Annotated in this window: 17 protein-coding genes; 9 read left to right on the forward strand and 8 right to left on the reverse strand. The window is 47.7% G+C overall.

The features are described from left to right. Positions 1-20: 20 nt before the first annotated feature. From CTT30_RS09025 to CTT30_RS09040, 4 genes are all read right to left on the reverse strand, one after another. On the reverse strand, positions 21-1,670 hold the full coding sequence (locus CTT30_RS09025) for a BCCT family transporter (RefSeq protein WP_252034816.1): 1,650 nt from the start codon (positions 1,668-1,670) through the stop codon (positions 21-23). A gap of 114 nt (positions 1,671-1,784) precedes the next feature. Continuing rightward, complete coding sequence (locus tag CTT30_RS09030) at positions 1,785-2,774, reverse strand: membrane dipeptidase (RefSeq protein ID WP_252034818.1); 990 nt, start codon at positions 2,772-2,774, stop codon at positions 1,785-1,787. A 66-nt stretch (positions 2,775-2,840) separates the two neighbouring features. Beyond that, positions 2,841-4,301 (reverse strand): aldehyde dehydrogenase family protein, encoded by a 1,461-nt coding sequence (locus tag CTT30_RS09035; protein WP_252034819.1) that lies wholly within the window; start codon positions 4,299-4,301, stop codon positions 2,841-2,843. A gap of 64 nt (positions 4,302-4,365) precedes the next feature. Then, a complete protein-coding gene (locus tag CTT30_RS09040) occupies positions 4,366-4,764 on the reverse strand; it encodes a RidA family protein (protein ID WP_021456840.1) in 399 nt (132 codons plus the stop codon). 155 nt (positions 4,765-4,919) lie between these two features. Here CTT30_RS09040 and CTT30_RS09045 point away from each other — a divergent pair, with 155 nt between their 5' ends. After that, positions 4,920-5,816: a LysR family transcriptional regulator gene (locus tag CTT30_RS09045; protein WP_252034822.1), complete on the forward strand. Its 897-nt coding sequence runs from the start codon at positions 4,920-4,922 to the stop codon at positions 5,814-5,816. Between the two features lie 47 nt (positions 5,817-5,863). On the opposite strand, the gene CTT30_RS09050 is transcribed toward CTT30_RS09045, so the two are convergent. From CTT30_RS09050 to hisD, 4 genes are read right to left on the reverse strand one after another with little or no spacing between them, the layout of a single operon-like run. After that, positions 5,864-6,586, reverse strand: a complete 723-nt coding sequence (locus CTT30_RS09050; RefSeq protein ID WP_252034824.1) for an alpha/beta fold hydrolase — start codon at positions 6,584-6,586, stop codon at positions 5,864-5,866. A 10-nt stretch (positions 6,587-6,596) separates the two neighbouring features. Beyond that, on the reverse strand, positions 6,597-7,592 hold the full coding sequence (locus tag CTT30_RS09055) for a cupin domain-containing protein (protein ID WP_239876063.1): 996 nt from the start codon (positions 7,590-7,592) through the stop codon (positions 6,597-6,599). A 47-nt stretch (positions 7,593-7,639) separates the two neighbouring features. Then, positions 7,640-8,374, reverse strand: a complete 735-nt coding sequence (locus CTT30_RS09060; protein ID WP_252034826.1) for an SDR family NAD(P)-dependent oxidoreductase — start codon at positions 8,372-8,374, stop codon at positions 7,640-7,642. A 2-nt stretch (positions 8,375-8,376) separates the two neighbouring features. Next, complete coding sequence (gene hisD, locus CTT30_RS09065; RefSeq protein WP_019277691.1) at positions 8,377-9,669, reverse strand: histidinol dehydrogenase; 1,293 nt, start codon at positions 9,667-9,669, stop codon at positions 8,377-8,379. 289 nt (positions 9,670-9,958) lie between these two features. Here hisD and CTT30_RS09070 point away from each other — a divergent pair, with 289 nt between their 5' ends. From CTT30_RS09070 to CTT30_RS09105, 8 genes are all read left to right on the forward strand, one after another. After that, on the forward strand, positions 9,959-10,708 hold the full coding sequence (locus tag CTT30_RS09070; protein ID WP_252034827.1) for an HpcH/HpaI aldolase family protein: 750 nt from the start codon (positions 9,959-9,961) through the stop codon (positions 10,706-10,708). A gap of 148 nt (positions 10,709-10,856) precedes the next feature. Further along, positions 10,857-11,816, forward strand: coding sequence for a LacI family DNA-binding transcriptional regulator (locus CTT30_RS09075; RefSeq protein ID WP_239865995.1), 960 nt, complete (start codon positions 10,857-10,859; stop codon positions 11,814-11,816). 251 nt (positions 11,817-12,067) lie between these two features. Then, complete coding sequence (locus CTT30_RS09080; protein WP_252034829.1) at positions 12,068-13,063, forward strand: TRAP transporter substrate-binding protein; 996 nt, start codon at positions 12,068-12,070, stop codon at positions 13,061-13,063. Positions 13,064-13,128: 65 nt separating this feature from the next. Continuing rightward, positions 13,129-13,692 carry a TRAP transporter small permease gene (locus tag CTT30_RS09085; RefSeq protein ID WP_252034830.1) on the forward strand — a complete coding sequence of 188 codons (564 nt, stop codon included), beginning with the start codon at positions 13,129-13,131 and terminating at the stop codon, positions 13,690-13,692. After that, complete coding sequence (locus tag CTT30_RS09090) at positions 13,689-14,969, forward strand: TRAP transporter large permease (protein ID WP_252034831.1); 1,281 nt, start codon at positions 13,689-13,691, stop codon at positions 14,967-14,969. The genes CTT30_RS09085 and CTT30_RS09090 overlap by 4 nt, the downstream gene beginning before the upstream one ends. A 438-nt stretch (positions 14,970-15,407) precedes the next feature. Continuing rightward, complete coding sequence (locus CTT30_RS09095) at positions 15,408-16,382, forward strand: nuclear transport factor 2 family protein (RefSeq protein ID WP_252034833.1); 975 nt, start codon at positions 15,408-15,410, stop codon at positions 16,380-16,382. Between the two features lie 39 nt (positions 16,383-16,421). Beyond that, entirely contained in the window at positions 16,422-17,417 is a 996-nt protein-coding gene (locus CTT30_RS09100; RefSeq protein ID WP_252034835.1) for a nuclear transport factor 2 family protein, read from the forward strand. Then, a complete protein-coding gene (locus tag CTT30_RS09105; protein ID WP_252034837.1) occupies positions 17,410-19,149 on the forward strand; it encodes a sodium:solute symporter family transporter in 1,740 nt (579 codons plus the stop codon). Before CTT30_RS09100 ends, CTT30_RS09105 begins: the two co-directional genes overlap by 8 nt. Positions 19,150-19,188: the final 39 nt, after the last annotated feature.

The following is a 19,188-nucleotide window of genomic DNA, read 5'->3' on the forward strand; positions in this document are numbered from 1 at the left end:
TAGTCGTTAATAAGTAGTCACTAGTACCCTTGTGCCTTCGCCATCTTGATTGCGATTTGTGGCGCATTCCAAAGTGATGGCAGCAATATCAATGATACCGGAACCGCAGTGATGACGATAAAAGACTGCAATGCGGAAATTCCACCAGAGCCCAGTGAAATCAGAATCAGCGCCGTCACACCCATGGCGACACCCCAGAATGTACGCACGATGGCATTAGGCTCAGTTTCTCCACTGATCACCACGCTGATGGTGTACGTCATAGAGTCACCGGTTGTAACGATGAAGATCGTCGTGAGGATAAGGAACAGCACCGACACCACCATAGGTAACGGTAGTTGTTGAGTAACCGCCAATAGCGCACCTGGCAGGTTGAAACCTTCGAAGGCTTTACTGACACTGCCCGGCTCGGCAATTTCAAATGCCAGACCAGAACCACCAACAATAGTGAACCAGAAACAAGTCGCCAGTGGTGCCACAATGCTAATGGTCGAGATTAACTGGCGGATACTGCGACCGCGAGAAATGCGCGCAATAAAGATCGCCATCATAGGTCCATAGCCAAGGAACCATCCCCAGAAAAAGACCGTCCACCAGCTAAGCCAGCCTTCATCCCCACGATAAGTCGCCATTGGGATGAAGTTATCGAGCATGCTGCCCACACCCTGAATGTAGCCGTTGAAGATAAAGTTCGTTGGGCCAAATAGAAGAATGTAGATCATCAGAGCGATAGCCAAAATTACGTTGTAACGGCTAAGCATCTGCATTCCACGATTCAAACCACTCAGAGCGGACAAAGTATAAAATGCGATGGCAAACAGAATAATGATCAGTTGAGTGGTAAAGCCGTCGGGAATATCAAACAATGCGTTTAACGCGTAGCTAACCTGTAGACCTAGAAAGCCAATGGGACCTATCGTCCCTGCAGCAACCGCGATGATGCAACACGCATCAATGATCGCACCCGTATGACCTTTTAATGCACGTTCACCAAGAACCGGATAGAGAAGAATACGAGGTTTCAGCGGCAGACCTTTATCGTAATGAAGATGCATCACCACAATAGCTGTCAGGCTGCCAACAATGGCCCATGCAAGGAATCCCCAGTGCATAAAGGATTGCGACAGTGAGTTAACGGCTAACTGTTGAGGGTTATCTTGTGGGCCGTAGAGTGGTGGTGGGCTAACGTAATGGGCGATTGGCTCTGCCGCAGCCCAGAACACACCACCACCAGCGAGTAAGGTACAGAAGATGATCGCAGTCCAGAACACACCACCACCAGCGAGTAAGGTACAGAAGATGATCGCAGTCCAGCGGAAAGTATCCATTTCGGGTTTGGTTGTGCCACCGAGTATCACCTTACCTGTTCGCCCTGCAGCGAGCCCAAGGCCAATAAGAAAGGTGAGAAGCAGTAGCAACTGCCAGTATGGACCAAACACTTTCACTGACCAGCCAAATCCTGCATTGACCAGATTAGACAGCAGTTCGCCATCATAGAGCGCTAAAGCAACAAACAGAGCGATGAACCCACCGCTATACCAGAAAGCGGGATTGCTCAGCCCAAGCTTGTCAGGCGAATTTTCATTGGCAGACGTATTGTGCTTAGCTTGTGATTTGTCAGATGCCATGTTCATTGCGGCAGCTTTCATGCTATTGGTTAAATCAGACATATGCTGACTCCAGAAGTTTTTCGGTAGTGGCCATCAGGCCAGCTACACGAGTGTATTCAACGACCCACCTTGTTTTAGTTGTTGTGGTGGGCTGCTCCATGTTTGGGTTAAGGTTTATGAAATAGGCTCAAGTCCTTCTTTCAAGAAGTTAAACCAGTTATCACCCAGTATTTGTCCCGCCTCCGACTCACTGAATCCATGGCGAATTAATCCGTTGTAGATGTTCTCCATCCCTTTGCTTCCACTAAACCACGGCAACGCATCTGGCCAGCCCGAATTGCTTGCGGAACCTTCGCCATAATCCATCGCTTTAGACCAGCGTCCATTGCGCATCCACTCCAACACTTGTTGTGGTTGGTTAAGGCATAGATCGCTACCAATGCCAAGGTGTTCAACACCAAACAGTTCAGCCGTCTTAGCCACCATCTCGCAGAAGTCTTCTAGTGAACATTGGCTGCCGTTTGGCAAGTGAAATGGGTAGAGACTGAAGCCAATTAGGCCACCACGCTCCGTCAGCGCTTTAATCACCGTGTTGGATTTGTTACGAAGCGCATCGTGAGCAAAGCTCGGATTCGCATGGCTAATGCAAATCGGGCGAGAAGAAAGGTCAATCGCTTCCAGCGTCGAACGTTCTGCGCTATGGGACATATCGATGATCATCCCCACTCGGTTCATTTCCGCGATGGCTTGCTTACCAAAGCGAGTAATGCCCGTATCGTTCGCCTCGTAACACCCGGTCGCAAGCAAGCTTTGGTTGTTGTAGGTTAGCTGCATAATCAGCAGACCTTGGCGGCGCATCACCTCAATCAGACCAATCTCATCGTCAATTGGCGAGCAGTTTTGCGCACCAAAGAAGATGCCGACCTTGCCTTGTTGCTTAGCGGTTTCCACATCGGCCATTGAGTAAATAGGCATGATGAGATCGGAGTTTTGCTCAAAACGTAAATTCCACTCAGCAAATCGGCTCAGGGTTTCACGTGCATTTTCGTGATAAACAATGGTCGCATGTACTGCGGTGATTCCACTGGTCTTGAGAGTTTGGAAATACTCTCTGTCCCAGTTGCAGTACTGAAGTCCATCAATGATGATTCGTTGTTGGTACATAACCATTCCTCAATAATTCTTAGAACCGCTCTATGTCGGGCAGCGCAGCGGCTGCCCAATGCAGACTTAGTACGGGCGTTGATAAGCCGTTTTCACTACGGTGTAGAACTCTTTGGCGTATTGACCCTGCTCACGAGGACCAAAGCTAGACTCTTTACGGCCACCAAATGGAACGTGGTAGTCGGTCCCTGCGGTTGGTAGGTTAACCATCACACAGCCGGTTTGAGCTTGTTGTTTGAAGATGGCACTCGTGCGCAGGCTTTGCGTCACGATCCCGCCAGTCAGACCAAAGCGAGTATCGTTGGTGACGGCAATCGCTTCATCCAAGTCAGCAACTCGAATCACGCTCGCCATTGGCGCAAACACTTCTTCCTGATTCACTTCCCAGCTGTTTTGCGTGTTGAGGAATAAGGTTGGCGACATGTAGTAGCCATCGTGTTTGAGGTTCAAACGCTCGCCACCAAACGCTAGCTCAGCACCGCTTTGACGTGCTTTCTCAATCCACTCGAAGTTTGCCTCTAGCTGATTGCCATCGACGACAGGGCCCATAAAGATGCCCTCTTCCAACGCATGGCCTACCTTAAGTTCGCTCATGCGTTTGATCAGCGCTTCTACGTAAGCGTCATGGATCCCGTCCATCACCACTAAACGTGAAGACGCTGTACACTTCTGACCCGCGCCGGAGAATGAACCCGCGATGGTTGCTTCGACTGCAATTTGAATGTCTGCATCATCGGCAACCACTAGGGCGTTTTTGCTGCCCATTTCAAGCTGGCAGCGAACAAAGTTTGGTGCTGTTGCCGCTGCCACTTTGCGCCCTGTATCGACGGAGCCAGTAAAGCTCACGCCATTCACGTCTGTCGAATTAATCAGTGTGTTACCGACTTGAGAGCCGCTACCCAATACCAAGTTAAATGTGCCTGCCGGCAGCCCTTGGCGATGAATAATTTCAGTCAGTGCCACGGCACTGGCTGGCGTCAAGTTGGCAGGTTTCCAAACAACGCTGTTACCAAATGCCAGCGCTGGCGCTATCTTCCAAGCAGCGGTTGCAGTCGGGAAGTTCCAAGGAGAAATAATGGCGATAACACCTACGGCTTCGCGAGTCACTTCAACAGAGACCCCAGGACGGACGGAGGCAGCGTTATCGCCAATCTGACGCAACACTTCAGCAGCGAAATATTGGAAAAACTGGCCTGCACGGTAGATTTCACCGCGACCTTCAGCAAACGGCTTGCCTTCTTCACTAGATAGTAACTTTCCTAGCTCATCACAACGGGCAATCAGTTCATCACCAATCGCTTGCAGTACCGCCTGTTTGCGCTCGATGGGTGTTTTTTCCCACTCAGGTTGAGCCTGCTTGGCCGCCTGAATAGCTTGTTGAACCTGAGCTTCGCTTGCCTGAGCAAAATCACCCAGATTCTCGCTGATGTCGGATGGGTTAATGTTGGCAACGGTATTGATGCCTGGCTGCCATTCGCCGCCAATGTAGAGCGATTTTTCGGCCTGAACCTTGTTTAATGATGTCATGATTGCTTCCTTTGTTCTTGCTGACGGCTTTACTCGCCATCAGGCTGTTATTCGTAATAAGGGGTTACTGGGCTTGGTTCGCAGAAGCGTAAACGACAAACTCCACCAACATCTCTTCTCTTGCTAGGCCAGCAACGACCATGGCAGCGCGATTTGGGTACGGCGCGTCAAAGTACTCGGCGTAAACTTGGTTAACCGTTTTGAGGTATTCACGGTCAGTCACGTAAATCAGCACTTGCAGAACAGAGTCCAGTGACTCGCCTGCGCATTCTAGGGTGTGCACTAAGTTGTTAAATGTCTGACGGGTTTGCGCTTCAATACCCCCTTCCACGACAGCACCAGTGGCATCAATCGGGATTTGCGCGGTGTAGAGAGTGCCATTGTTAACAATCGCCCATTCGAGAGGAGCCTTTGAGGCGAACAGTGATGTTTTGACTGGGTGTTTTTGAGTTTGAGTATTCACGTGTTTTCAACCTTTTGTAAACAAATTGTTTCGTAATGGTTAAATCTTGCACTTTGACAGACGATAAATCTAACGGTAAATTTCTTACATTCGATAAAAAAAACTTATCACCTTACTGAGACTATGGTGAATAAAGGGATGGCAAGGAGTCCGAGTTGAGCATCAAATTTCAACAATTAAAGCATTTTGTGATGGTGGTCGAAGAAGGCGGTTTTCGCGCGGCGTCACATCGCGCCAACCGTTCTCAGGCCGCATTATCCACATCAATAAAAGAGCTGGAAAAGATATTGGGACAAGCATTATTCGAAGCGGGTAATAAAGCCAAATTAACCCCATTTGGCGAAATCTGTTTGCCGAAGATCATTCAGTTTCTCAATATCTACACAGCACTAGACAATGATTTGCGTGCTGCCGCAGCCGGCCAGCAAGGGCGGGTAAAAATCGCCAGTGTGCCTTCTGTTGCCGCTAAACTCATTCCGAGCGTTTTAGGGGCATTCTGCGAGCAACACCCAAACGTAGAAGTCAGTTTGATTGATGACAATGCCGCAGGGGTCGAAGCGAGATTACTCTCTGGCGAGGTTGATTTAGCACTGGGAAACCCGTCTCATCTCGATGATAACAACATGACGTTCACGCCTTTATTGTCGGACCCGATTGGTGTGGTGTGTTTGAGTGATAATCCGATTGCGACTAGCCGAGAAGGTATTGAGTGGCAAACACTGCTCAAGCAGCCGTTTATTCGTAACGGGACCTGCACTTTGCTCGATCCAACGCCTGCTCGCGCTCTAAGTCAGCAAGCCCTTTACTCGGTAGAGAACATTACCTCGCTGTTTTCCGTATTAGAACTAGGCATCGGTGTCACAACCCTGCCGAAATTGGCCTTCCCTACCAATGAAACCCGATTGGTGTGGATACCGCTTATCGACCCGCCATTGGAAAGACAAATCGGTATCTTCACGCTCAGCGACCGAACCATTTCTCCGCAGGCACAAGCGTTTCACGATTTATGTGTGGAGTACTTAAGCTATCAGGATGAGGACAGTCAGGATTGATTGTTTGGTCGATAAAAACAACCCCGCCAAAATGAGCGGGGTCATGACTAAAGCCATTGTGGCTGATTGAGTGTCAGCCAGTCGGATATGCGCCGTGCTACGGCGTCTGGCTGCTCCATGCTGGAGAGGTGACCGCAGCTTGGTAATACGTGCAACGTCACATCTGGGATGTGCTTAGCCATCAGTAAGTGATTGTCGATAGGACACAGCAAATCATCTTTGCCGGTAATGACGAGGGTTGGAACCGAGATGCCTGCTAGAAGTGGCCGAGCATCAGGCCTTGTCGCCAACGCATCAGCATGTGCTTGAAAAGCTTCAAGGCCAACATTGAGCGCCATTTGCTCAATTCTCGCCGTCAGCTCCACCTCGTTAACACGACTTGGATGGATCAACACCGACATCAACACCTCAGGCGTAATCTGGTCGAACTCACCATTTAACGCCCTGTTAACCAGTACATAGCGTTTCTCTGAAACTTCCGGTTTTTCATCCGCCGAGTTGGTATCCATCAGAATCAAACCTTTGACTCGCTCCGGCGCCTGACGATATACCTCAAAGGCTAAAACACCTCCCATAGATAAGCCACCAAGCACAAACTCTTGTGGGGCTTTAGCCAACACATCAGCCGCTAGTTGTTCCATGGTAGGCAAGGCACCCAGTGAAACGCACTCAGGCGCTACCCATTGAGGCAGTGCCTGATTCACATCTTCAAACAGTGCACCATCACACAGTAATCCGGGTAACCAGATCAAAGGTAGTGGTTGTGTCATGTTGCACTCCTTAAAGTTTAGCTGGCTTGTCAGAGCCAAGTACACAGTATGTGAAGCTGTTACCACGCAAGTTCATCAGTGAGTATGAGGCACCTTCCGGTACACTAAAAACATCACCTCGAGTAAGGATAAGGCTGGCTTGTTCGCCTTGATGGTTCACAACCACTTCGGTGTCACCATCAAAGTTAATCAATACTTGCTTTTCATCACGGCTATGCTGAGGAATGGAGCCCCCCTCTGTGAGTTCATACGCCATGATGCTAACCTCATCTTCACTTTTCACCTGAAAATCGTAATCAGCCAGCGGATGACCAGTTAGCGCGTATTGTTTGACGTTCGGCGCGGAAAAATCATTCTCAATCGGGCGGTAGTCTTTCTTTAGCGCCACAAATGGTTTCATCTGCTCAGCGGTGTAGTTATCAAAGGAAGCCATTTCCTCTTTAGTCAGCAACGGCATCAACTCTGATTCTTGCGGGACAGGGTCACCGTCAACAGTATCAACTAATGTGCCATCCGCTTTTAAATACAAGCCATAGCCCTGGCTGTCTTTGATCACATTAGGATGCCAAACCACACCACCGCCTGAATCATCACCACCCAGTACGGAATACATGAAACCATAATCACGACCGACAACTTCAAAACCACGGAAAAGATTGGTCGGAATTGAAATCACATCACCATAAGACAGTACCGCTTCATGTTCACCCTCATTTCCCCAATAGAAGCGGAATTGTCCCTTGAATACAACGAACAGCTCAGCGGTTCGATGAGAATGAAGCGAATTCTTAATACCCGGAGGCTGGCCCGCTGCACCAATATTGAAGCCCGCCGTTTCGCGGATGTGGACATGCTGACGGCTGCTTTCAGCGACGCCTGCACCTATGATGCAGAAGTTGTCTTTTAGGTCACTGCCCGGAGTACGTGCATCGATAAATGCACTGGTTCCCGGTATCAGCTCCATGTAACGAACAAGATTGTCGTTAATTCGATTTTGTAGAGTCATAGATAATCCTAGTAGTTGTTCTTTTCTTGGGTATCAAATCACCGCAATCAGGCACCAAGAGGTCTGCCACCATCGACAGCAATTGTATTGCCCGTTGAGAACGTCAGTACTTCCGCGGCGGCGTAGACTGCACTCGCCACCTCTTCATCACTGGCAAGACGTTTCAGTGGTGTCGACTGCTCCTGCTGATTGCGCCAGCTATCATCGAGCCCTTTAACAAACTCGGTATCCACCAGCCCCGGAGCAACTGCAAGGACGCGAATATCCGGTGAAAGTGCTCTTGCCAATGAGCGAGTCATATTCTCTGCGGCGGATTTACTCGCACAGTAAGCAATATTGCTACCCATCGCGGTTTGCGCGGCGATGGAAGTAATGTTCACCACGCAACCTTTGGCCTCACGCAGTAAAGATTCACAGGCGCGAACCATGGCAAACGGCGCGCGAACATTGACTTGGAAAATTTGGTCAAACAGCTCGTCGTTCAAACCACTCAAATCTGAATGCGCAACAAACTTTGTCATACCAGCGCAATTAACCAGTAAATCCAGTTGACCGTTAATTTCATCGACCTGACTGGCTAACGAATCTATCGCTTGCGAATCCGACACATTGAGCTGAAAAGCTAAATGGCCATCACCGGATAAATCAGACAGTACTTTGTGCGCCGACTGTTGATTGCTGTTGTACGTTAAGACAACTCGGTAGCCGGAATCGGCCAGCTTGTGACATATGGCGGCCCCTAGACCGCCACTGCCGCCTGTAACTAAGGCAAGTTTCGACATAATTAGGCCTCTTCTACTTTGCCTTTGTAACGGCGTACACGAATATCCGCCTGTTCTTTGTGCCCAGCAAAACCTTCCAGTGCACACAAGCGAGAACAGTATTCGCCCACCTTCAAAGATGCCGCTTCAGTGACACGTTGATACGTACAAGTTTTGATGAATTTACCTACCCACAGACCACCGGTGTAGCGAGCTGCTTTCTTTGTCGGAAGCGTATGGTTAGTACCAATACATTTGTCACCGTAAGAAACGTTGGTCTCACGACCTAAGAACAGCGCACCATAGTTAGACATGTTGTCGAGGAAATACTTTGGATCTTCCGTCATCACCTGAACGTGTTCTGAGGCGATGTCATCTGCAACTTCAACCATTTCTTCATAGCTGTCACACACGATCACCTGACCGTAATCTGCCCACGCTTTACCCGCAACTTCCGCCGTCGGCAGGATTGTCAGCTGACGCTCAATCTCTTTGATCGTTTCCTCGGCAAACGTCTCGCTGTTTGTTAGAAGAACAGCCGGAGAGTTGTAGCCATGCTCAGCCTGACCCAATAAGTCTGCTGCTGCCAGTTCTGGGTCACAGCCCTTTTCATCAGCAATAACCAGCGTTTCCGTTGGACCAGCAAACAAATCGATACCCACGCGACCAAACAACTGACGCTTGGCTTCAGCAACAAACGCGTTACCTGGGCCAACAATCATATCGACAGGGGCAATGGTTTCAGTACCCAACGCCATTGCACCTACCGCCTGAACGCCACCAAAACAGTAAATCTCATCAGCGCCAGCCATCGCCATCGCCGCGACGATGGCCACATTTGGTTGGCCATTAAATGGCGGGGCACAAGCAATCACTCGTTTTACGCCTGCCACTTTTGCAGTGAGTACACTCATGTGAGCAGACGCAACTAGCGGGTACTTACCGCCTGGGATGTAACAACCTACGCTATTAACCGGAATATTCTTATGACCTAGAACCACCCCCGGCATGGTTTCAACTTCAACATCTTTCATTGAATCACGCTGAATTTGAGCAAAGTTACGTACTTGCTCCTGAGCGAATTCAATATCGTGGCGAGTTGACTCATCTAACGCATCAACACATGCCTGAATCTGATCTGGTGTTAAACGAAACTGCTCTGGTGACCAGTTATCAAATTTTTCTGAAAGCTCGCGTACGGCGCTGTCACCTTTCGATTCAATATCAGCAAGAATGTTCTCTACGATCTGACGCACTTTCGCGTCGTTTGATGCTGATGCTTCTTCAGTGATTCCGTTCTTTAAAATGCGTGCCATGCGATTTTCTCCTTGAGGGTTTAGACTGACAATTGCTTATTTGTAATTTTGGATACGAATGCAATATTAGATTAAACACAATTTTAACAACTTTCAAGATAATCGTACGCAAGCCCAAAAAACTCTCTAATTACTTGTTTTAATAAGATTAAAGGACAGTACAAAGCGTCATGGACACACTCAATCGATGATTCAATAATCAAAAACGTTATTTAAATCACATAAAATTCACTGATCATTTACATTTGTTCGTGCTAACTTTTGCATACCTTTGCAATGGAGTTTTTCTATGACTAATTTCAAATATATGCTGGCCCAGCCTGCCTTACTCGGAACCTTTGTTAAAACCCCTCACCCCCACATTATTGAAGTGCTGGCACTGTCTGAATTGTCCTTCATCATTCTCGATGCCGAACACGCTCCGTTTGACCGTCAGTCTCTCGACCTGTGTGTCCTTGCTGCTCGTGCCAATCAATTACCCTGTCTGGTTCGGGTTCAAAACAGCCAGCCGGCCACCATTCTTAATGCTTTGGATTGTGGTGCGACAGGTGTTCAGATCCCACATGTCTGCAATGCAGAACAGGCAGAGAAAATCGTTAAGACATGCCACTACGGTAAAGGGGGACGCGGCTATGCGGGCTCCAGCCGCGCTGCAAGCTACGCAACCAAACCTATGGCTCAACACCTAGCTGACAGTAAAGCGAATACTGTGGTCGTGGCTCAGATAGAAGATCCCGAAGGTGTCGACAATGTGGAAGCCATCGCTCAAGTTGATGGTATTGATGCCCTGTTTATTGGTCAGGTCGACCTCACCGTGGCGTATGGCGCTAAAAGCGTAAATGACGATCAGGTGCGACAAGCAAGCATCAAAATTATTGAAGCCGCCAAAGCCTGTGGCAAACCCGTCGGTATGTTCGTTGCCACAGCGCAGCAAGCAAAAGACTGGAGCGAGCTTGGTGTTAATTTCTTTGGCGTCGGGTCAGAGCACAAAATGATCATCGATGGCTTCAGGCAAGAAAGAAGTGTGATGAATTCCTGAGTTTTATCCGATATTTAATCTCTATCAATGCTCAACGCTAGACAGGGAAATCCCCTACCCCATACACTCTGTCAGATAAAGGGTCAGCAAACCCACGGAAAGGAGTATCACCATTAAAGCGAAAGTAACTTCGATAGACGTCGCGAAAATGCTCGGCGTCTCTCAGTCGACCGTATCACGAGCGTTCAGCCCGACCGCTAGCATCAGCGAGAAGAAACGTAAGATGGTGATGGATGCCGCCGCTAAGCTCGGTTATACACCCAACGCCATTGCTCGTAGCCTGATCTCAAATCGTTCTGGCCTTGTCGCTATTGCGTTAGACAGTGAGTCAAACCCGATGTATGACCTGCAATCACGTGCACTAGCGATGGAAATCCAGAAACGTGGCGGCCAGGTGGTTCTGTGTCCAATTGACAAAGACGACCTTGATCTGGCGATTTCCCGTGCGATTGAGTATCAGGTTGATGGCCTGATCATCGCCACCAGCCGTCTGACTTCACGCGCTTTTGCCCAGTGCGAAAAATTTGGTGTTCACCTGAGTCTTATCAACCGTTATACCAATGGCATCAATGCTAACTGTGCCGGTGTCGATAACCGCCAGGCAGGCCAAGATGCAGCCGAGTATCTGGTGAAAAAAGGCTACAAACAACTGGCGTATGTCAGTGGCGATTCAGGTTCAATGACCAGCGAAGAGCGCTGGCTTGGCTTCTCATCAAAGCTCAAAGAGTTAGGTGTTCCAACCCCTGTATTTATTCAAGCAAAATACTGCTTTGATGCAGGGATGGAGGCCGCAGCAGAGATTCAGGCACATACGGTGAAACCGGAAGCGATCTTCTGTGCCAATGACATCATCGCTCTTGGGTTGATGGATGGACTAAGAAAAGCAGGCGCTTCAATACCGGAAGATTATGCGGTGATGGGCGTCGATAACATCCCTATGGCTGGCTGGCCCGCTTACGACTTAACCACCGTCGCTCAGCCTGTCGATAAAATAGTACGTCGCGCAGTCGAAGATTTGATGGCGCGTATCAATGACAATGCCGATGCTTCGGGTGAGTATCTTCTGGAGCAAGGCAGGCTAATTGAACGTAGCAGTACCACCCGATAATAAATTCATCACATCTTATAGCCTCGTCTCTATGACGAGGCTTTTTTTATGTGATCCTTACTGTATTTTCTTTATTTATTACTGAATCTCATATCAAGTTTTCCACTTTGTTATTGACTTGTTAATTTCATGTTTTATTTTTGGATTCGTATGCAAATGGATATGAATTGCTAAAAACACTGATAAAGCAAAAAAGCGTGTGTGATCTTTAAATGAATGCTCAAAGGTCATACCAGAAACAAGGAAGAACCATGAAAAAAACCATCATTACGTCATTAACTGTTTTTGGATTAACTATTAGTAGTATGAATACGTTTGCAAGTAATGTAATTCGTCTTGGCCACGATAGTCAGGAAACATCACCAGTACACAAGGCTATGCTCTACTTCGAACAAGAGCTGGAGTCGCGTTCAAACGGTGAATTGGAAGTAGAAATTTACCCCGCGCGCCAACTTGGTGATGTGCGTGAAACAACGGAATTGGTTCAGCAAGGTAATCTGCAGATGACGTTCGGAGCCTCAGTTCTCCTCGCGCCTTATGTACCAGAATTCAATGTTCTTGATACCTTCTACCTGTTTGACAGTGAAGAGCAGGCACACCGAGCGCTAGATAGCGATAAAATCGGGCAGCCTCTGCTGAAAGCAATGGAGTCAAAAGGTTTTCACGGCTTAGGCTTTATGGAGCTAGGCTTCCGTAATGTCACCAACAACAAGAAGCCGATTAACACCGTAGAAGATCTTGAAGGGTTGAAAATTCGTTCGGCGCCGAACCCAAGTCAAATCAATGCTTGGAAATCCATCGGTTCAGCACCAACACCACTGTCTTGGGGTGAGATTTTCACCTCGCTACAACAGGGTCTGATCAATGCTCAGGAAAGTTCTATCTACTCTATTTATGCCGAGCGTTTTTACGAAGCACAGAACTACCTGTCACTAACCAACCATATATATAGCAACTATGTGTTGTTCATGAACAAAGCATTCTGGGATTCCCTACCGGCTGACCAACAAGCTCTTATCACTGAAATAACAAAAGAAGCCATCACAAAACAAAGAACGTGGGCAGCACAACAAAATCAGGACGTGATTGAAGATTTGAAAGCGAAAGGCATGACGGTTAATGAGGTGCCAGAGGCTGTACGCGAGCAAATGAAGAACAAAATGAATGCTGCCGTTTACCAAGACTTGCGAAGTAAGACAGGCGAACAGCTGTTTGACAGCGTTATCGCTGAAATTGACCGCCTGTAATTTTCACTCTGTGGCTTCCGAGGACATAGTTTCGGAGGCCAATGATTTTGCTTTGGGAGCTGAACATGAAGTGGTTTCGCTTACTGGATAAATATTTTGAACCTAGCTTGATTGTCATTGCTATTTCCACCATGACAGGCCTTCTTTGCCTGCAAATTGCTTTACGTCTGTTCGACGCCACTATTGCATGGGCTGAAGAATTATCTCGTTATTTGTTTGTGTGGGCGATGTACCTCAGTATCAGCTATTGCATCAAACATGACCGACATATCCGAATCCGAGTATTTGTCGACAAGTTGCCTGGTGTTTTACCCAAAATCAGCCTGATCATTTCAGACATCATCTATTTGATCTTCAGCAGTGTCGTTGCCTGGTTTGGTTTTAAGGTTATCAGCCGTAGCCTTCAGCTCGGTCAAATTGCACCTGCGATGGAAATCCCTGTGGCCTGCTTGTATGCCTCAGTACTAGTGTGTGCGATTCTGAGTATCCTGCGTCTAATCATCAGTATCTATCAGCGCATCAGTAGGCTGTCAGCTCCCTCTCAGCCAACGCGATTTTGCAGTGATAGGTATCGTCAGTTACAAGAGAAATACAAAGCATCTAATCGACTGCAGGAGCTAAACGCATGACATCCGCACTCTTATTCGGCAGTTTCGGTCTGCTACTACTGATCGGTGTACCAGTTGGCATCGCGCTGGCAACCGCCAGTATGATAGCCATCATGAGTCTACCTTTCCTTAACGTAGAGTTCTTAGTTCAAGGTTTAGTGACGGGGCTAGACTCTTTCCCCCTACTAGCTGTTGTGCTATTCACTCTGGCAGGTAACCTGATGAGTCAAGGAGGTATATCCAAGCGCCTCCTTCATGTGGCAGAAGTCTTTTTCGGCCACTTCACCGGAGGGCTGGGTATTGTCGCTATTGTTGCCTGTATGTTCTTCGCATCCATTTCAGGTACAGGATCAGCCACCGTTGCCGCCATCGGCCTCACAATGATTCCATCAATGGTAAAAAAAGGATATGACCGCAGCTTCGCAGGTGCTCTGATTGCTTCATCAGGTGGTATCGGTGTGATTATCCCTCCTTCTGTAGTCATGATTGTTTACGCGATTACCGCGGAAGTTTCTGTCACTAAGATGTTCATGGCGGGAATCATCCCAGGTCTGGTAGTTGGTCTGGTATTGATCGGCTACTGTTTGATAGTTTCCAAAATTCGCGGCTATGCTGGAAATGATCACAAAGCCAGTTGGGGCGAACGTCTGTCTGCGCTCAAAGACGCAAGTTGGGCCATGTTACTGCCAGTGATCATTTTAGGGGGGATCTACTCAGGTATTTTCACTCCAACCGAATCAGCCGCCATTGGTGTCCTCTATGGCTTGTTCTTCGGCATGTTTGTTTACAAAGAACTGAAGGCCAAGCAAGTTGTCAAGATCATCTTAGAGTCCTCACTTTTGGTCGGTGCCGTTTTGGTTATTGTCGGCGCTTCCGTCACCTTTGGTCGAATTTTGACCCTCGAACGCCTACCGACTGAAATCGCTCAATTCATTCTAACCATTACTGAGAACAAACTGTTGATCTTGCTGTGTATCAATATCTTGTTACTACTTGTTGGAACTTTCATGGAGACCTTAGCTGCGATCGTAATTCTGACTCCTATTCTCCTGCCGATCACCTCCGCGTTGGGCATGGACCCTGTTCATTTTGGTATTGTAATGATTGTGAACCTAGCGATTGGTTTTGTTACCCCACCACTTGGAGCCAATCTATTTATGGCAAGTCAAGTTGGCAAGGTACCAATTGAGTCACTATCTAAAGCCATCATAGGCTGGATAGGTGCCATGATTGTCGCACTTATGTTGATTACTTTTATACCGGCTATTTCTCTGTCCTTGCCGGAAATGCTCTCGTAACTCTCCGAACAGATTTCACCACCTAGTGCAAATCACTAGGTGGTGCTACAAAGAATTCGTATGCAATGAAAATCTTATTGAGTTAGGTTAGAAACATGTACGATTATTGCCACCCTATGGGGCTCTAGCATCCACTTTTTCTTCTGAACACAAATCCTCAAATACCCATTTCTAGTTTCCTTAGCCATCAACAAGATAAACAGTAACTCTCTGATTATCATCCTCATATATCATTTAAAGTCAGTTATTACCTCTACCGAGACTCGATACATTGGTGCGTATTAGAGTAATTAACCTGAACAAACTTCGAACAAATGTTAAAAACCCGATCTTTAGCACGATATTAAAACATTAGATTAACAACTCGTTGACAATAATACCCCAAACATTCATTTTGGATACGTAACCAAAACAAATAACCAGTTTAGGAGGTGAGGTATGGCCATGGTTGGCTTTGATGAAAAATGGCGTGATTTTCCCGATTATATTTTGGGGATTACAAAAGAGATTTGGGAGGATCGCGGCCTAAATACCCTTGAGCACTATTACTCACCCGATATTGTTGTGCGTACACCTTTGTCTATTGTGCAAGGTAACGACGATGTTATCAGCGCAACCATGGCCACACTGGCCGAGTTCCCTGACCGTACGCTTTACGGAGAAGATGTCATCTGGTCTGGCTCGCCAGAGCAAGGCATGTTGTCCTCTCACCGTATCATTTCGACTGCCACACACAGCAGCGATGGTTTCTATGGCAAAGCAACGAACAGCAAGTTACGTTTTCGCATCATCGCTGACTGCCATGCCATCAGCAATCAGATTAATGATGAGTGGCTAGTACGCGACCAAGCAGACATCGCAAAACAGCTCGGCATGACGTCCGAAGAGTTCGCCCGAAAACAAATTGATTTTGAAGGTGGCGTAGAAAAAGCCTCCTTCCCTTTTACTCCAGATGTCGATATGCAGGGCCCATACACTGGCGTTGGCAATGACAATCAATATGGTCAGCAATACGAAGCCATTCTAAACAGCATCATGAAGGCTGAGTTTTCCGCCATCCCACGTGAATACGACCGAGCTTGTATCGGTGAGTACAGCGGCGGCCGTACCGCTCTATCACACAGCGAAATTGATCATTTCTGGATTTCACTACGCTCTTCATTCCCAAATGCCGAGTTCAAAGTTCACCATCGCATTGGTCGAGAAGATCCAATGATGTCTCCACGCGCCGCCATTCGCTGGTCTCTACATGGTAAGCACGAAGGTTATGGCGCATTTGGTAAGCCGACAGGTAAAGACGTTTACATCATGGGTATCAGCCACGCTGAGTTTGGCCCTTGGGGACTGCGTCGCGAGTTTACGCTGATCGACGAAACCGCGATCTGGAAGCAGATTCTGATTCAGCAAGGCTAAGCCGCTCAGTCATAAACCCACATTCAGTAAGGAAGCAAAATGTCACTCAATATCATTGAACACTTTTATCAACGATACTTCAAAGCCAGCCCTAACGAGCAAGCAATCGTCGCTCAGCAAGCGCTGAACCCTGATGTAAAATGGTGTGTCGCTCACCCAGTCAATGACCTGAACGGCCCAGATGCTGCACACACTTCGTTTCTATCACCTTTGGTCACGGCAATGCCTGATGTTGAGCGACGCCCAATGATCGTGATGAACGGTGAGTTTGAAGGTCGTACTTGGTACAACTCAACCGGTTACTTTGTCGGTACTTTTGAACAACCACTGTTCGGTATTCCGGCAACAGGAAAAACCCTGTATCTCAGATATACGGAAATGGTGTGTATCGAAAATAACCAGATCACTGAATCTTACATGATCCCAGATTTTATCGATGTCATGAACCAGTCTAATGCTAATCCTCTGCGTAAAAGTCTAGGTCACGATGGATTGATTCCTTCTCCCGCTACTGCTGACGGCATACAAAGCTCCGAAGTGTGTGACGAGGCCAGTGACAAAAGTGGTCAACTAGTCAATGATATGCTGGCATGTCTTGGTCGTTTTGACGGCAAAGATCTCTACTCTATGGATCTGGAAAACTACTGGCATAAAGACTTTATGTGGTATGGCCCAGCAGGTATTGGAACCACACGCGGCATCAAAGGCTTCCGCAACCACCACCAAGCCCCTTTTGTCTTCGCCTTCCCCGATCGAAGTGTTGATATAGAGCTCAATTTTTTGGCCAAAAATGACTACGTATCCACTGGAGGCTGGCCTCACATGCATGGTACTCATACGGGTCACAGTGGCTGGTTAGGCCTTGCTCCAACAGGAAAAAACATCGAACTTCGCGTCATGGATATCTGGCGACGAGAAGGTAACTTGCTGAAAGAAAACTGGGTAGGGATTGATATCATCCATATTCTGCTTCAACTTGGTTATGACGTCTTCGGCCAAATGAAAGAACAATTAGAAGGACCTAATTATGCATGAGTTTGGTGTACTGAACTGGACCATTCTTGGCGGTTACATCGCCCTAACCTTAGTACTGGGCGCTGTGGTCGGCAAGAAAGTGACTTCGGCGAATCAGTTCGCGCTTGGTGATAAAAATATCCCATGGTGGGCAATAGGTATTTCTGTTGTCTGTACCTATGTCAGTGCGATGTCGTTCTTGGGCGGTCCTGCATGGTCATACAAAGAAGGCTTGTCGGTTATCGCGATTCACCTTAACTACCCATTGGTGATCTTCTTTATCGTTGCTGTATTTATGCCATTCTTTTACAACAACGGGCTGACTTCTATCTACGAATATCAGGAAAGACGTTTCGGCAAAGCATCACGTGTGACTTTATCGTTTATTTTCCTGATTAAGCAGGCGTTAAGCTCCGCTGCGGTATTGTACGCGACAGCGATGATACTGGAGTTCATCACAGGTATAGACGTGGTGTACTGCATCATGATCGTTACTGCCATTGCGCTGATTTATACCGTCATGGGTGGCATCGCCGCCGTTATCTGGACCGATGTAATTCAAGCTGTGATTCTGTTCATCGGCGCCTTCATCATTATCGAAGCCGTCTGGAACGGCATGCCACAGCCGATGACCGAAGTCATGGCTGGATTAAAAGCGAAAGGCATGACAGACGCTCTGCAAACCAGTATGGATTTAAGCCAAGTGACGACTATCTGGGCTGGGGTAATCGCTATGACGATGTTCCACACAACGGTCTACGGTGGTAGCCAGATGATGGTTCAGCGCTGTATGGCAGCCAAAAGCATGGGGGATGCGAAGAAAGCCATGCTAATGATGGGTTACGTCGCCTTCTTTATCTACTTCGTGTTCATTTTGCTTGGCGTTTTGTTTAACGCGTATTACGACGGTAAAGAATTCGAGAATGGCAATACCATCATTCTTCATTACGCCACTGAGTACGGAATGCCGGGACTGATGGGTATCATTGCAGCAGCGATTCTGGCAGCAAGCATGTCGAGCCTTGACTCGGCATTTAACTCGATGGCAACGGTGTCTGTCGCTGATTTTTACAAGCGCTTTTATAAGAAAAACGAGTCAGAAGAGCACTACCTGAAAGCATCTCGCGTCTTCACGGTTGCATGGGCGATTCTGGTCATCATTCCCGCTCTGATGTTCGCAACCAGCACAGGCTCAGTGCTAGAAGTGTTGAGTAAAGCCGGCTCTTACTTCGTGGGTGCGAGCTTTTGTATGTTTGTATTGGGTTTCTACTCAAAGCACATCACTGAAAAGGGCTTGCTTATTGGCGTCGTCGCAAGCTTTATTGCCATCTGGTATGTCGCGGTGGCGACCGATATCGCGTGGCCTTGGTACTGCGTGATTGGTGTCGTCGTCAACGCTGTTGTTGCTTATGTTGCAAGCTTGCTTCTGACAGGAAAGCAGCAAGAGATGCACCTATACACCATCAAAGGGCAACAGGCGGAATACGCTCGTCTGAACAAACCAGTTAAAGAGGATGGCTGGTACGTTATCCCTGGAAAAATAGACGCGCCATGCTACGGCTTGTTGGTCATGTTCGTCTTCTCACTAGTTCTACTGTGGGGAATCAACACCTTCACCGATAACGCACCAATGCTCATCAACTTTGTTCGTGGCTGCTCGATTGTCGTTGCCATCAGTGTTGTTGCCTACGCTCTATATTCACTACGAGGTTCTAAAACGGTCAAACCGGAGCAGGTTGAAACGGTGGAATAGCTCTGGGTTGTACCCAATCAAAGTAGTCTAATAAACCAA

This window comes from Vibrio coralliilyticus (genome assembly GCF_024449095.1).
Taxonomy (GTDB): Bacteria; Pseudomonadota; Gammaproteobacteria; order Enterobacterales; family Vibrionaceae; genus Vibrio; species Vibrio coralliilyticus_A.